The organism is Actinopolymorpha sp. B9G3 (assembly GCF_040120725.1).
Classification (GTDB): Bacteria; Actinomycetota; Actinomycetes; order Propionibacteriales; family Actinopolymorphaceae; genus Thermasporomyces.
Genome location: NZ_JBEEAB010000003.1, coordinates 452864 through 467479, shown reverse-complemented (window position 1 = coordinate 467479; position 14616 = coordinate 452864). Strand labels below are relative to the sequence as shown.

Annotated in this window: 14 protein-coding genes and 1 other RNA gene; 6 read left to right on the top strand and 9 right to left on the bottom strand. The window is 68.6% G+C overall.

Annotated elements, in window-relative coordinates:
• Genes ABNF93_RS08285 through ABNF93_RS08275 form a run of 3 tightly spaced genes read right to left on the bottom strand, consistent with a single transcriptional unit; the run spans nucleotide 1 to nucleotide 2334 of the window.
• On the bottom strand, nucleotides 1–255 hold the full coding sequence (locus ABNF93_RS08285; protein WP_349327181.1) for a hypothetical protein: 255 nt from the start codon (nucleotides 253–255) through the stop codon (nucleotides 1–3).
• A complete protein-coding gene (locus tag ABNF93_RS08280; protein ID WP_349327180.1) occupies nucleotides 248–967 on the bottom strand; it encodes a response regulator in 720 nt (239 codons plus the stop codon). Before ABNF93_RS08280 ends, ABNF93_RS08285 begins: the two co-directional genes overlap by 8 nt.
• The gene (locus ABNF93_RS08275) at nucleotides 964–2334 is read right to left on the bottom strand and encodes a sensor histidine kinase (RefSeq protein ID WP_349327179.1); all 1371 of its coding nucleotides are present in this window, start codon (nucleotides 2332–2334) and stop codon (nucleotides 964–966) included. The genes ABNF93_RS08280 and ABNF93_RS08275 overlap by 4 nt, the downstream gene beginning before the upstream one ends.
• A 202-nt stretch (nucleotides 2335–2536) precedes the next feature.
• Here ABNF93_RS08275 and ABNF93_RS08270 point away from each other — a divergent pair, with 202 nt between their 5' ends.
• The 3 genes from ABNF93_RS08270 (at nucleotide 2537) to ABNF93_RS08260 (ending at nucleotide 6027) form a co-directional block, all read left to right on the top strand.
• Nucleotides 2537–3256 (top strand): class I SAM-dependent methyltransferase, encoded by a 720-nt coding sequence (locus ABNF93_RS08270; protein ID WP_349327177.1) that lies wholly within the window; start codon nucleotides 2537–2539, stop codon nucleotides 3254–3256.
• Nucleotides 3257–3410: 154 nt separating this feature from the next.
• Nucleotides 3411–4196: an NAD-dependent epimerase/dehydratase family protein gene (locus ABNF93_RS08265; protein WP_349327176.1), complete on the top strand. Its 786-nt coding sequence runs from the start codon at nucleotides 3411–3413 to the stop codon at nucleotides 4194–4196.
• Between the two features lie 37 nt (nucleotides 4197–4233).
• Nucleotides 4234–6027 carry a sulfatase gene (locus ABNF93_RS08260; RefSeq protein WP_349327175.1) on the top strand — a complete coding sequence of 598 codons (1794 nt, stop codon included), beginning with the start codon at nucleotides 4234–4236 and terminating at the stop codon, nucleotides 6025–6027.
• Here ABNF93_RS08260 and ABNF93_RS08255 read toward each other — a convergent pair.
• The 3 genes from ABNF93_RS08255 to ABNF93_RS08245 form a co-directional block, all read right to left on the bottom strand.
• A complete protein-coding gene (locus ABNF93_RS08255) occupies nucleotides 5999–7180 on the bottom strand; it encodes an esterase-like activity of phytase family protein (protein WP_349327174.1) in 1182 nt (393 codons plus the stop codon). The two genes, ABNF93_RS08260 and ABNF93_RS08255, sit on opposite strands and share 29 nt — an antisense overlap.
• 114 nt (nucleotides 7181–7294) lie before the next feature.
• A complete protein-coding gene (locus tag ABNF93_RS08250) occupies nucleotides 7295–7813 on the bottom strand; it encodes a hypothetical protein (protein WP_349327172.1) in 519 nt (172 codons plus the stop codon).
• A 43-nt stretch (nucleotides 7814–7856) separates the two neighbouring features.
• Nucleotides 7857–8702 (bottom strand): HdeD family acid-resistance protein, encoded by an 846-nt coding sequence (locus ABNF93_RS08245; protein WP_349327171.1) that lies wholly within the window; start codon nucleotides 8700–8702, stop codon nucleotides 7857–7859.
• Nucleotides 8703–9038: 336 nt separating this feature from the next.
• On the opposite strand from ABNF93_RS08245, the gene ABNF93_RS08240 reads away from it, so the two are divergent.
• On the top strand, nucleotides 9039–9869 hold the full coding sequence (locus ABNF93_RS08240; protein WP_349327169.1) for an MEDS domain-containing protein: 831 nt from the start codon (nucleotides 9039–9041) through the stop codon (nucleotides 9867–9869).
• Nucleotides 9866–10813: an anti-sigma factor RsbA family regulatory protein gene (locus tag ABNF93_RS08235; RefSeq protein WP_349327167.1), complete on the top strand. Its 948-nt coding sequence runs from the start codon at nucleotides 9866–9868 to the stop codon at nucleotides 10811–10813. Before ABNF93_RS08240 ends, ABNF93_RS08235 begins: the two co-directional genes overlap by 4 nt.
• Before the next feature lie 4 nt (nucleotides 10814–10817).
• Here ABNF93_RS08235 and ABNF93_RS08230 read toward each other — a convergent pair whose 3' ends face one another.
• Nucleotides 10818–11318 carry a peptidoglycan-binding domain-containing protein gene (locus ABNF93_RS08230; RefSeq protein WP_349327166.1) on the bottom strand — a complete coding sequence of 167 codons (501 nt, stop codon included), beginning with the start codon at nucleotides 11316–11318 and terminating at the stop codon, nucleotides 10818–10820.
• 309 nt (nucleotides 11319–11627) lie between these two features.
• Here ABNF93_RS08230 and ABNF93_RS08225 point away from each other — a divergent pair, with 309 nt between their 5' ends.
• A complete protein-coding gene (locus tag ABNF93_RS08225) occupies nucleotides 11628–12155 on the top strand; it encodes a hypothetical protein (RefSeq protein WP_349327165.1) in 528 nt (175 codons plus the stop codon).
• A 73-nt stretch (nucleotides 12156–12228) separates the two neighbouring features.
• Here the strand turns inward: ABNF93_RS08225 and ssrA are convergent.
• Together ssrA and ABNF93_RS08215 are read right to left on the bottom strand one after the other, a co-directional pair.
• Nucleotides 12229–12602, bottom strand: a transfer-messenger RNA (tmRNA) gene (gene ssrA / locus ABNF93_RS08220).
• 148 nt (nucleotides 12603–12750) lie between these two features.
• Nucleotides 12751–14613 carry an ABC transporter ATP-binding protein gene (locus tag ABNF93_RS08215; RefSeq protein WP_349327163.1) on the bottom strand — a complete coding sequence of 621 codons (1863 nt, stop codon included), beginning with the start codon at nucleotides 14611–14613 and terminating at the stop codon, nucleotides 12751–12753.
• Between the last annotated feature and the right edge of the window lie 3 nt (nucleotides 14614–14616).

Here is a 14616-nt window from a genome sequence, read left to right as displayed (position 1 = left end):
CTACGTTCCTCCGTTCCCTTGCCGGCCGTCGAGTACGACCCGCATCGGAACGGTACGGACCGGGTAGGTGCCGAGAAATCCCCCTGGAGTGCTGCCTTCGGCGTAGCGCCGCAAGGTTAGGCCAGCCGCACCTTCACCCACCAGGGCGGCGTCCAGGCTCGGCCGATGATCAAGATCTGCCCCCTCATACGGTACGAATCGCCACAAGCCAACCGCCGCCTTGGCGATGATCGTGCCGGGGCCGCCGTCAGCCACGTACCCCACGCACACCGCGCGCCGAACCTGTCCCGACCTCGCCCGCGCCAGGGGCGACCAGCCCGCTCTCGTACGCGAAGACGACCGCCTGCGCACGGTCGCGCAGGTCCAGCTTGGTGAAGATCCGGCCCACGTGTGTCTTGACGGTCTGCTCCGCGACCACGAGGTGGGTGGCGATCTCGGTGTTGGAGCAGCCGCGGGCGATGAGGGTGAACACCTCCCGTTCGCGGGCGGTCAGCGTGGCGAGCCGCGGCGAGCGGGTACGCACGGCCGGCCTGGCGCGGGCGAACTCCTCGATGAGCCGCCGGGTCACCGTCGGCGCGAGCAACGCCTCTCCGGCGGCCACGACGCGGACGGCACCGATGAGGTCCGCCGGTGGAGCGTCCTTGAGCAGGAACCCACTCGCGCCCGCCCGAAGCGCCTCGTACACGTAGTCGTCGACGTCGAACGTCGTGAGCATCAGGACCCGCGGCCGGTGCTCGACGCCACGGGGAGGGTCGAGGAGTTGCCGGGTCGCCTCGAGCCCGTCGAGCTCAGGCATCCGGATGTCCATGAGGACGACGTCAGGACGCAGCCGTCGCGCCATCGCCACCCCGGAGCCGCCGTCACCGGCGTCACCGACCACCTCGAGGTCGGGTTGCGCGGCGAGGAGCGCGGCGAAGCCTGCCCTGACCATCGCCTGGTCGTCGACGATGAGTACCCGGATGTTCACCTTCCCCTCCGTTCGCCGATGGATCGGCCGCCGGAGGTTGCCCGCTGGAAGCTGGTCTCCTCGTTGACCGCCCTCGTCCCGCCAGCGTTGCCGGAAACTCGGCTCCCCACGACCTCCCCGTCCGCCGGCGCGGACCGGTCGGTGGCCGGAAGCAGCGGCAAGGTCGCCTTGACGGCGAAACCGCCGCCCGCGCGCGGGCCGGTCTCGAGATCGCCACCGAGGATCTGGACACGTTCCCGCATCCCGGCCAGCCCGTGACCGGCCCGTGGCGCCTCCACGGGGGCGACCGGCTCAGGCGGCTGGTCGTTTTCGACGGCGACGACCAGCCCACCGTCGTCGCATCTCATGCCGACGCGAGTCGTCGCACCCGGGCTGTGGCGTACGACGTTGCTCAGCGCCTCCTGCACGATGCGGTACGCCGTCAGGCCGACCAGCTCAGGCAGGCCGGGTGGCACGGAGTCGACCGCGAGGCTTACCGGCGTACCCGCCCGGATCGTCGCGTCGACGAGCTGAGCGAGATCGTCGACCCCGGGTTGCGGGGTACGCGGCCGGTCGTCGTCCTCGTCGCGGAGGACCCGCAGGAGCCGGCGCATCTCGGTCATCGACTCCCGCGCCGCCCGACCGATCGACGCGAACTCCTCCCGGGCCGACGGCGTGAGGCCGTCCAGGCGGTACTCCGCGGTCGAGGACTGCACGGCGATCATCGACATGTGGTGCGCCACGATGTCGTGCATCTCGCGCGCGATGCGAGCGCGTTCCTCAAGCAGGAGCCGGCGCGAGCGTTCGCCCTCGGTGAGGCGTTCCTCCTCGGCGAGGCGCACCTGGGCCCGCTCCCAGAGCCGCACCGACGTGCCCACGACGAGCGCGAACGCCGACAGCAGGGTGAACAACAAGACGTCCTGGCCGGCGTCCAACCGCTCTGCCCCGGTGTCGGCGACCACCATCACGGACAGGACGCCCAGCAGCCACGTCGGCACCGCGACCAGCAGCCGGTGGCGACGCGCGACGGCGTACTGCACGACCAGGTAGGCGATCAACGCCGTCGGGAGCAGCGGCCACGGTTCCGAGGGATCGATCGGCCGCACCGCCAACGGCACGACAAAAACCGAGGCGATGAACGCCGACCAGCCGACGAACGGACGGAAGAGCGCGATGAGGACCGGCATCGCCTGCCACACGGCGAACCAGATCGCGAACTCCGGCGCATAGCCGACCAGCTCGTAGTTGGTGCGGGTGAACGTCGCGCCAGCGGCACCGAGGATCAGCGTCAACGCGATCGCGGCGGTCGTCAGCAGGGGGCGACGCCACCAGCCGGTCGTGGTCAATCCCACACCGGCCAGCGTTCTTGCCCGCCGTTGCCTTGTCATCGGCGCCAGCCTAGGGCTCGGGGGCAACCCCAACCCGCACCCAGGGGATGTCCCGTAGCTCCGAGGTATCACCTCGCCACGGTGAGCACGGCCTCCCGTCGTGGTGGTGTTTCCCTCCGTCGTACGACGAGATCGGCCCCACCACCGCCCTAGCGTCCCGGCAGCCGGACCGACGAGTCCGTTGGACGCCACGGGAGGACCCATGCCGGAGATCACGGAACGTTTCGTTGCCAGGTTGTACGACAAGCACGCCGACGCAATGCTGGTCGCCCGCAAGGAACAGCGGGAACTCCGCGCATCGCTGCCCCACATGAAGGCACAACTCGACGACATCGAGGCCGAGATCACCTACCTGCTGCTCCGCGAGTTCCGCCCGAGCAGTGTCGTCGAGATCGGCGCCCTGCACGGCTGGTCCACGACCTGGATCCTGCGCGCGCTCCGCGACAGCGGCCGCGGGCACCTCCACACCTACGACCGGGTCGACCATGCGGTACGCAATGTGCCGCCCGACCTGTCGGCGCGGCGGTGGACGTTCGTGCACGGTGATGTCCGCGGACATGTCGATCGGCTGCCGTACGACATCGGCTACCTGTTCATCGACGCAGCGCACAGCGGTCGGTTCGCCCGGTGGTATCTCGACCGGCTCCTGCCGCGGGTCGCACCCGAGACGCCGGTGAGTGTGCACGACGTGTTCCACGGCAGGACGCCCTGGCCGTTCAGCGAGGGAGCGGTGCTGCTCCGGCGGCTCGCCGACCGAGGGATGCCGTTCTTCACGGCGGCGCGGGCGAAGGCGCCGGACACCCATGCCCGACTGGACGGGCACCGGGTCCGACTGGGCCTCGTCGAGCCGATCGGCACACGTACCGCCAACCCCATGGTGTTCTTCCGCGCCGGCCAGGTCCGGCCCCCTGCACCGCGATGAGCAGGTCACGGGGTTCGCCCTTGGCGGGGACGAGCCCCGTCGCGGGACGGCCCCTGTCGCGGGGGGTCGGTCCCGTCGTACGGTCGAGTGTCGGCAGTTCGCGATCATCGTCCGGTGGACCACTGGTCCGCCTTGACCGACGGAGGGAGACCTTGTGCGAGTCCTCGTCATCGGTGGGTCGGGCCATGTCGGGAGTCTCGTACTCCCCTATCTCGCCGAGCATCACGACCTGGCCGTGTTCGACCTGAAGCCGCCGATCGCGGGTGTCGAGGTGGAGTACCTTCCGGGTGACCTGCGCGACGTCGCCGCCGTACGCCGGTCCTTCGACGGGATCGACGCCCTGGTGCACATGGCGATGGGGCCGCTCTCGGGCTGGGGAAGCCCCGAGAACGCCCAGGCGCACCTCGACGTCGCGGTCCCCGGCCTCTATGCCGCACTCGCAGCGGCCCACGACGCGGGAGTCGACCACGCCGTCTACACCAGCAGCATGTCGGTGTTCGCCCTGCGATACGACGGCCGCGCGGGCACGCACGGCACCGAGGATGGAGCACCGGTCGGTACGAACGATGGTGCGCCAGCCGGCCCGCCGCGCTATCCGGACGAGTCGACGCCGCCCGACGCCACCGATTTCTACGGCCTGGCGAAGCGGCTCGGCGAGGAGGTCTGTCGCAACGCCGTCGCCGCCTGGGGTATGAGCGTGGTCGCCCTTCGACTCTGCCATCCGACGGCCGACGCCGAGTTCCCACGGACCGAGAGCCCGATCCGGCAGACCATCTGTACGTCCGCTCGGGACACGGCGGCGGCCATCCTCGCCGGTCTGGAGTATCGGGGACACGGTTTCGAGGCGTTCGGCATCTCCGGCGACGCGGCCGGGCGGACGGTTTCGATCCGCAAGGCAGGCGAGCTCCTGGGCTGGCAGCCGCTCGACCGTACGACCTGACACGCGCCGAGAAAGGACTACCGATGAAGGCGATCCCATGAAAGCGATACTGGTGTTGTTCGACACGCTGAACCGGCGCTATCTCCCGCCCTACGGCAACGACTGGGTGCACGCACCCAACTTCGCCCGGCTGGCGCGGCGTTCGGTGCGGTTCGACAACTGCTACGGCGGGAGCATGCCGTGCGTACCCGCCCGCCGGGAGCTGCACACCGGGCGCTACAACTTCCTGCACCGCGGCTGGGGCCCGCTGGAACCCTTCGACGACTCGATGCCGGAACTCCTTCGCGGCAAGGGGATCTACACCCACCTCGCCACCGACCACCAGCACTACTGGGAGGACGGCGGCGCGACCTACCACGGACGCTACAACTCCTGGGAGTTCTTCCGCGGCCAGGAGGGCGACGCCTGGAAGGGCCACGTCGGCGACCCGGACGTCCCCGACGCCGTGAAACTTGCCCGCGGCGAGACCTGGCGGCAGGACTGGATCAACCGTGGCTACCTGCAGACCGAGGAGGACCATCCGCAGACGCGGACCTTCGATGCGGGGGTCGAGTTCCTGCGGACGAACGCGGGCCACGACAACTGGTTCCTGCACCTGGAGACCTTCGACCCGCACGAGCCGTTCTTCACGTACAAGCAGTACAAGGATCTCTACCCGCACGACTACGCCGGCCCGCACCACGACTGGCCCGACTACAAGCGGGTCACCGAACGGCCAGAGGTCGTCGACCACGTGCGGTACGAGTACGCCAGCCTGCTGAGCATGTGCGACCACTCCCTCGGCCGGCTGCTCGACCAGATGGACGCGCTCGAGCTGTGGGACGACACCATGCTGATCGTCTGCACCGACCACGGTTTCCTGCTCGGTGAGCACGGCTGGTGGGCCAAGAACGTCCAACCGTGGTACGACGAGAACATCCACAACCCCTTGTTCGTCTGGGATCCCCGGGTCGGCCACGCGGGTGAGAGCAGGCGCAGTCTGGTGCAGACGATCGACCTCGCGCCGACCCTGCTGGACTACTTCGACGTCGTACGCCCGCCTGACATGCAGGGCATTCCCCTGCGCGACACGATCGCCACCGACGCCCCGGTGCGCGAGGCGGGGCTCTTCGGCAGCTTCGGCGGTCACGTCAACGTCACCGACGGCCGCCACGTCTACATGCGCGCCTGCGTCGACGAGACGAACGGTCCCCTCTACGAGCACACGCTGATGCCCACCCACATGCGGAGTCGGTTCTCCCCCGAGGAGCTGCGCGATATCGAGCTCGCCGAGCCGTTCGACTTCACCAAGGGCTGTCGGCTGATGCGGGTCGCCGGACGGCCGCAGGTCAACACGTTCGCACACGGGTCGATGCTGTTCGACCTCGAGACCGACCCGCACCAGGATCACCCGTTGGTCGACGACGCCGTCGAGCTGCGGATGGCCGGGCTCATGGTCGCGCTGATGCGGGCCAACGACGCACCGGCCGACCAGTTCGAGCGGCTCGGCCTGCCCGTGACTGGCGACGTCGGTCCCGAGCACCTGCTGCTGCGGCAGCAGTACGAACGGGTGACTCAGGTGCGCGCGCCCCTCCCTGACCTCGACGACCTGCCGGTCGGGCGCTACGACCTGCACACGCCGGTGTCGGATCTCCTGGCCGATTCCGATGCGGTCACCGCGATGCGTGCCGCCGTTCCCGGCCTGCTCGACAACCCCCGGCTGGCCACGCTCGCCCACCTGTCCCTTCGGGAGGTCGCCGCCATGGCACCAGGCGTCCTCGACGGCGTGCGCCTGCGTACGCTCGCCACCGGACTGGCGTCGGTCAGCGCACGCGCAGAGCCAGAGCGATGACCTGGCTCACCTGTGGGGCGTTGAAGTTGTCGTCGGACACGAGGACCAGGGTGCGTTCGCCGGTCGGGAGGCGCGGGCCCCACGCCATGCCCTCGACGTTGTCGATGTGGGACAGGTCCAGGTCGGCGAGATCGACCACCAACCGCTTGCGGACCGGTCGGTAGTCACCGTCGGCGAGGCTGGTGTCGCCGAGGGTGTTGGTCGCGCCCCGCACGTCGATCGCGTAGAGCCGGATGCTGTTGCCGACGCCGGAGATGAACGCCCGCTCCAGCACGAGCAGCCGGTGCTGGTCTATCGGGAGCAGTTCGACGACGCCGTTGTCCGCTCCGGCCGTCGGCGGGTCCGGCACCGCGGGGATCGGATCGATGTCGTAGGCGAACTGCCGCACGGGCGCGCCGCTCCGCTTGTCGTACCACGTCAACCGGCTCACCGCACCGGTCGTCGGCGTCGGCAGCGGGCCGTCGTCGTACAGCGGCCCCTCGAGGGAAGCCACGAGCTCCCGGCGGTCGGCGGTCAGCGTGAGCCCTTCGAAGACGGCGTTGCGTCGAGGGCCCTGCTCCCCTGCGCTCATCGTGAACTGCGAGGGCTGGCGGAACTCACGAATGTGCCGCCCGCCGAGTGTCATCTGGCGTACCCACGGATCGACCAGCGCCGCCGGTGAGCCGTCGGTGGGAACGTCCCGCTTGCCCTCGCTCGACCAGTAGAGCGTGCGGCTGCGGGGGTCGAGCCGGATCGCCTCGGGATCGGCCACTTCGGAGTCGTCGCTCGCGAGCGGCGGGAACGGCGTGCTGTCCGTGCGCAGGATCCGGGTGGCGCCGATGAAGCGCACCCGTGACAGGCCGTGGGCATCGAGGTCGAGGTCGGCGGTGTAGAAGCGTGCCGGTGCTTCCTCGGAGTCGTCCGAGATGAGGTACCACAGGCCGTTGCGGGCGTCGTAGTCGATCCCGGACAACTCGCCGATCGGCATCCCGTCGACGGCGAGGCCCTTCGGGATCGTCTCCTCGCCGAGGACGCGGACGGGCGCCCGGTCCGTGCGTTCCGGGGACTCCGCCGGAGCCGCGGTCGCGGACACGGCTGCCACGACCGCCGTCACGGCGACAACAGCGACGGCCACGACCAGTCTTCGTACGGCAAAGGGCACGCGAAGTCTCATGGCTCCCATCCAACCGGAGCCCGCCGACAGGTGGCCATCACCCGAGCCCGAACGTGTCACAGCATTCATCCTCCGGACACTCTCGCGGCGCTTGGGCGCAGCGCTCACGAGGTCTCAGTGCAGGCCCACCTCCAGCAGGACGATCAGCAGGCCGAGCACCAGGTTGCCCACACCGGAGGCGGCGACCCCCCGCCTGCGTACTCCCGCGGCCGCCGCCGCGACCATCGCCCACCCGACCTGGCCAGCCACGGCGATCCCGAGCGCCGCCCACGTCACCGCCCCGGCCGGGAAGCCGGCGAAACCGCCGATCAGCGCCACCGCCGCCGGCGGCAGAGCAGCCTCGACCATCGGCCACTCCCTGCGGGCGACGTCACCCACTCGCTGCGCGGTCAGACTGACAGCTTCAGTTCGCGAGTCACTCCGCGAACCGGCTCCTGGTGAACCCGAGCGTGGCCGCTCCCCGACCACGCGTGCGTAGACGTGGGCGGCCCAGAACACCACGCCGGTCCCGACCAGGGCGATCGCCAGATCCGTCGGCGCGAGCGGGGTGCCGTCGGCGCCCGCGCCCACCACCACCGCGGCGGCGAGAAGCGATCCGTAGACGGCACCGGCGTAGTCGGTCTCCTTCCGCACGCGACCGGTCCGGGCAGAACCTGTACGGACGGAACCGGCCACGTCAGCCGGTAGCCACCGCGTGCTGGTTCGGGGTCCGGCCGTCGCCTCTCCCTACGCGCCGCATCTGCCACGCGACACCCGCGGTGAGCACACCGAACACCACCAGCCAGCAGCCGAAGATCACCGTCAGGACGACCAACGACGGGCTCGGGTAGACGAGGACGACTATCCCGGCCGCGATCGCGAGGAACCCGGAGAGGACCGTGAGGCCACGCCCTGGTCGGGCCCGTCCGAAGAACGCCAACATGACGGTGATGACGCCGACGGCGATCCAGAACAACCCGAGGAGAGTCGCCAGCGCCACGACCGTGTGGGTCAGGTCGCGCAGGGCGAGCACGCCGACGATGAGGGCCACCACACCCATCACAGCGGCCAGGACGCGTCCGCCCCCCTCACCGTCTTCCGCGGTGATGGCGTGCGCCACGCAGTACACGCCGAACAGCAGGATCTGCAGGGCCACCAGGATGGCGACCACGCCGAGCGTCGCCCCGGGCCAGACCATCACGAGCACCCCCAGCACGATGCTCGCGACGCCGAGGAACATGACCGAACCCCAACTGTCGCCCATCGCCAACAGCACGGTCGCCATGCCGCGACTCGGGCCGCGGCGGGTCGTCGGCGGACGGCGGTTGTGGTCCCGCGCCCTCGGCTGTTCCCGGCCGCGTTCGTCCTGAGTGGGAATGGCCCCTTCGGCAGCGCGTCGTTCACTTCCGGACGACTGCTGCGGAGATGTCTGTTCCGGAATGTCACGGCGGGTGCCGTGCGGCGCTTCGTCCGAGCCGGGCCGGGACGGTTCGGACGGGCGTCCCGATCCGGTCGAGCCACCCGAGACTGGATCAGACGGCATCGCTTTCGCCCCCTTTTGGTGCGGGTCGCCTTGCGGGCGTCCCCTCAGGTCGTACGACCGGACTGAATGCGTGCGTACGACGAGATCTCCGTTGTCGATCTGACAAGAACCTCATCCATTTTCACGGATCGGCGCCCTCAGGTTGGCGATATTCCGGAGCGAAAATGTCATCCACCAGGGGTGAGTCCGCTGACGATTCGAAGAGGTAACGGCAGGCACGAAGGCGATGAACCATCGGCTGGGCCTGGCAGTCACTGTCACGCTCAGGTGAGCGTCGTATGCTGGTGACAGCGTGAGGCACAGGCTCCGCGTCACGCCACGAAACGGGTAAAAACTGTGGTGTTTAGCGAGGAACTCCAAAGCGCTCTCGGCTGGGACGGCCACCTTCTGCTGCTGCACCAGACGGAGCCGGAGCGGCATCTCGAACTCGCCGCGTGGGTACGGCATGGCCTGAAGCGCGACGAGAAGATCATTTATACCCAACTCGAGGACGAGCCGCCGGCCCGCTCAATTCTGACGCTGCTGGCGAACCAGAACATCAACATCAACGGCGCACTCCGACGCAAGCAATTCGAATTGCTGCCACTTCACGAATTCTATTCACCCGATCGCCAGCTACCGCTCGTCGAAATGGCACTTGCCGAGGGTTATCGGGCGGTACGGCTGTCAGCTGAGGCCAACGCCGCACTGTCGATTCTTCCCAAGGCGAGGCACCACGAGCTGGAATCCGCCATGGAGGAAATGTGCCGGACCCACCCGGTTTCGGCACTGTGCCAGTACGACCGGGCGATGCTGACCGACGACCGTCTCCATGAGGTGGCATCTACCCATGTGAGAGGCGTCCGCGCGTCCCAGTTGCACACCGGTGGCCAGTCCGACCACCTGGTCCTCGCCGGCGAACTCGATGCCTCGACCTCCGACCTGCTCGCCGCGGTCCTTCGCGCGGCCGGGACGGGTTCGCCCGGTGTGCTCAGGCTCGACCTGAGTCGGGTCACCTTCCTCAGCGTTGTCGCCGCTCGCGCCCTCGTCGAAGGCACGCAGGGCTTCCGCGCCTGCGGGGGCAGGGTGCTGCTCGTCGCGCCACCTACCGACATCGAGTGGTTCATCCGCGCCCTCGGAGTCGACCGGCGCGTCCGCGTCGAACTGGCGGGGGAGGCGGCACTGTGACCAAGCCCAAGCCGTCCAACTACGTACACGACGCTCTGTTCTACGCCTCTGACGACGAGTTGCTCACCGCTGCGGTTCCGTTCCTTTCAGAAGGTCTCGCCCGGGACGAGACCGTCCTGGTGGAATGTCGCGACCACATCAACCGGTTGCTCACCACCGCGCTCGACGACGATCCGCGCGTCGTGTGCTTCCCCCGGCCCGGTTCCAGCGGCCGACCCGCCGGCACGATCGCGTGGTACCAGGAGACCCTGCAAGCCGAGGTTGACGCCGGCATCAGCCAGGTGCGTGGAGTCGGGGAGGTCGACTTCGGTCCCACGCCCGCGCAGTGGGCGGAATGGGCGCGCTTCGAGTCGGTCATCAACCAGGCGTTGGCACGGTATCCCTTGTGGGGCGTCTGCATGTACGACACCCGCGTACTCCCCGAGGAGATCGTGCATGCCGGCGAACGCACCCACCCGCACCTCATGACGACGAAGGAGCGGATCGCGAACCCGCAGTACGTGGATCCCACCGACTTCCTGCGCAGCATGCCCCCACCCGGACCCGATCCCCTGGCATCCGCTCCACCGGACGTGCACATCCCCGACCTCACCAACCTCGCGGACGCGCGGCGGAGGATCCATCGCGCCTGCCTGGCCGGTTCGGCCGTACCGAAGAGCTCCGTGGCGGAGTTCGTCTACGCCATCAACGAGGTCGCGACCAATGCCGTCCGCCACGGGCGCAGGCCGGTGTCGGTCCGGCTGTGGACCTCGCCGGAACGGCTCCTGTGCACCGTCACCGACCACGGCACCGGATTCAACGACCCCCTCGCCGGATACCTGCCCGGTTCCTCCGACGCCGCCGAGCCAGGCCAGGGACTCTGGCTCGCCCGGCGACTCTCCGACCACGTGGACGCGGCCCGTACCTCCGAAGGGTTCTGCGTACGTTTGACCACCGGACGATGACGGGCTATGGGCAACCTGGCCCGTCGCCTCTCAGCAACGTCATCATCGCGGCCGACTGCGGGCCGTAGACGCCGTCGACGACAAGCCCGAATATCTGTTGGAAGACCCGTACGGCTGACTCGGTCAGCGGACCGAAGTCGCCGTCGACGGCCAGCCATCCGCATCCCATGACGGCGTTCAGGTCACGTTGCAACTCTTTGACCGCCTCGCCCTGCGAACCACGCCGGAGGGATCCGATACCTAGCTTGGGATCGGCCTCCCGCGGAGTGGCACGTGGAGGCGCGGGTTCGGACTGCGGCGTCGCCGTCCCGCGGGCCGACGGCGGCCCTGTCCGGGGGACCTGCGAAGGCGGGCCGGGCGTGGCTGTGGCGAGCGGGGATGTCGTCGAGGGGGACGCCGTGCGGTCCGCAGCAGGAAGCGCGCTCGGCGCCCTGTCCTGACGATCGGAACAGCCGCCGAGTATGACGAGGACGCTCACGGCGACCGCGACCAGGACATTGCTCATAATCCCCCCGCCAAAGTGCACGACCGTTTCACCCACAGGTCCGGCTGATCTTGTTTCGGTTACGCCCGACCCGCGGATCCGACCCGATTGAGAACCCCTCGACGACTTCTGGCGTACCGGGAACATCACCCAGGCCTCGAGCGAGTGGGAGCAGATCATGAAGGCACGAAGCGTCACCCGGCTGGCCCTGCTCGGCATCGCGGCCCGACTGGCCGGGCGAGGCTGATCCCAAGACGCCGGTCCCGGCCGAGCCGATGCCCGACACTGGACAGGCTCGACTCGCTCCGTCCGACCACCAGCGCACGCGGAGTGGACGCCTTCGTCGCCTCGGCGAAACGCCGGAATGTCGACGACAACGAAGCCATCGCTCTCTTCGACTGGTCCGTGGAGGCCTACGCGGTCTGCGGCCGCAACCTGCCTGGTTACCAGCACGTCGTCGCCAAGGACGTCGCCCTCGACCAACTGGCACCTGACACCGACGGCAGGTCCGTGACCGTCACAGGCGTCGACGACACCACCGACGGCGTGCGGCCGGCGTTCCGCAGCGTCCCGGCGGTTGCCGTGTGCGCGGTCGCTCCGGACGGCTACGAGGTGGTCAGCCGGCAGTCCGGCACCACATCCGTCAAGATCAGCTCCTGCCCCGGCGACACGATCGCCTACAGCGCTGGCTTCTCCAAGCAGGACGAGACAGGCCACACCGTCATCTCCGAAGCGATGTTGGCGCAGTTGGTCGCAGACCCAGGTCGTACGGCCCCCTCGTCTACGAGGATCACCGCGAAGAACGTCGAGTCACTGTCGGAGAACGACCTCACGGCGGTCACGATCTGCGCCAGCTGACGGTCGTCGCTCAGCCAAGCAGCGGCGCACACGCGAAAGCCGCGGCCGGCAGATGCCGGCCGCGGCTTTCACACGGTGGAGGTGGCGGGATTCGAACCCGCGTCCTTCGTCGATGTTTCAGGACTTCTCCGGGCGCAGCCTGCATAGTCGTGTTACTCGGCCCCGGCGCTCTCGCAGGCAAGTCGCCGACAGGCCCAGCCGCAGTGAATGTCCCCGCACGGCCCCGCGGCCGGTCCGTGCGGGTGAGCCTCCTTCATGAGGCCAGGATCCGGGTCGGAGGCGTCCCCGGGCTGACCCTTCGCGTTAGCTCGCCTTAAGCGGCGAGGGCGAAGTCACTGCGCTTGGAATCGGCAGTTATTGGTTTCCAAGGATCGTTAACGAGATGACCCTGGGTCCTCGGCCCGCTTCTCCTGAAGCGATCGAGCGAAGTCGAAACCATTCACCCCCCTGTTGAGTTGTTAAACCCGCCAAGGACGGACGAACCGTCCCGACGAGGCCCACCATACCGTCAACGCGCCCGAGGATCACCCGCATTCCCGCCGCGTGATCGTCCGGCCCCTGCCGATCACGGACCGGAGCCGTCGCGGCGCTCCCCTCAGGAACGCTGGCCCGCGAACGGGTTCGGGATGGCGTCGAGCAGTTTGCGGGTGTAGTCGTCACGTGCTTCGCGGATCACCTGCAGTGTGGGTCCGGTTTCGACCAGCTTGCCCTGGTGGAGTACGAACACCTCGTCCGCAAGCACCCGCGCACTGAGAAGGTCGTGGGTGATGTAGAGCATCGCGATGCCGCGTTCGCGGACGAGCCCGTCGAGAAGCTCCAGAATCTCCGCCCGGATCGACACGTCGAGCATCGAGATCGGCTCGTCGGCGACGATGATCTCCGGATCCGGCGCGAGCGCCCGCGCCACCACGACCCGCTGTTGCTGCCCGCCGGACAGCTGGTGCGGGTACTTGTCGACGTACATCGAGGCCGGCGAGAGCCCGACGGACTCCAGTAGGTCCGCGACCCGGCCCGTCAGATCGCGGCGTCGGACGTCGCGGTAGTTCGCCAACGGGCGACTCAGGGTGTACCCGACGGTGTGGGTCGGGTTCAGGGCGGCGAACGGATCCTGGAAGACGAGCTGGATGTGTTTGCGGTACGCCCGGAGACCGCGGCCGCGAAGCCGGTCGACCCGCAGGTCGCCGAAGCTCACCGTGCCAGTCGTCGGGCGTTCGACACCGGTGACCATCCGCGCCAGCGTCGTCTTTCCGCTACCGCTCTGGCCGACCAACGCCGTCACGGTTCCCGCCCGCAGGGTGAGCGACACGTCGATCAAGGCGTCGGTCGTGGTGACCTTGAACCCACGCCGGGTGCGGTACTGCTTGTGCACCCCGTCGACTTCCAGAATCGGCGTACGCTGGTCGATCCGGGCCTCGCGGTTGACTGACTTGGTGAAGATCTCTCCCGCCCGAAGCGCGTTCTCACGCAGCCCGTCTCCCCCGGCGTAACCCGCCTCGGCGACATGGCATGCCGCCTCGCCCGGCCCCATCGCCAGCAGCGCCGGCTCGTCGACGCTGCACCTGTCAATCGCTTCTTGACAGCGAGGCGCGAAGAGACAACCGCTTCCGGGCAGCGACAGGTCCGGCGGCCGTCCCGGGATGTAGGCGATCTCCACCGTCTCCGACCGCGGATCGGCGTAGGCGCCCAACAATCCGCGGGTGTACGGATGCATCGGCTCGGTCAGCATCGTCGCCGAGGCCTGGTCCTCGACGATCTTCCCGGCGTACATCACCATCACCCGGTCGGAGACCTCCATCACCGTGCCCAGGTCGTGGCTGATGAGCAGGACCGCGAAGCCATGCTTGCGTTGCAGGGCTCGTACGTTGTCCAGGATCGATCGTTGCACGATCACGTCGAGGCCCGTGGTGGGCTCGTCGAGCAGGACGAACCGCGGTTCCAGCGCGAGGGCCAACGCGAGCGCGACCCGCTGCTTCATCCCACCGGAGAGCTCGTGCGGATAGAACCGCATGTACGACGGGTCGATCATCACGGTCTCGAGCAGTTCGGCGACCCGTCGCCGAACGTCCGACCCGCGGGTCGACGTGTGTTCCTCGATGACGTCGCGGAACTGCGTCTCGATGGTCAACACCGGGTTGAGAGAGTTCATGCTGCTCTGGAACACGGTCGACATCTCGCGCCACCGCAGCCTTCGCAACGCCTCCTGCGAAGCGGTGGTGATGTCGTTTCCCAGGAAGCTGATAGTGCCGCCACTGATCTTGCCAGGCGCCGGAAGCAGCCGCAGGATTGCGTTGCCGAGTGTGGTCTTGCCGCTTCCCGACTCCCCGAGCAGACCGACGAACTCGCCATCGCCGATCTGGAACGAGACCTCCCGCACCGCTCGAGTGGCGCCATAGGACACCGACAGCTCGCGGATGTCGATGAGACTCGACGTGCTCGGCCTCGACTGGACTGTCGTCACCAG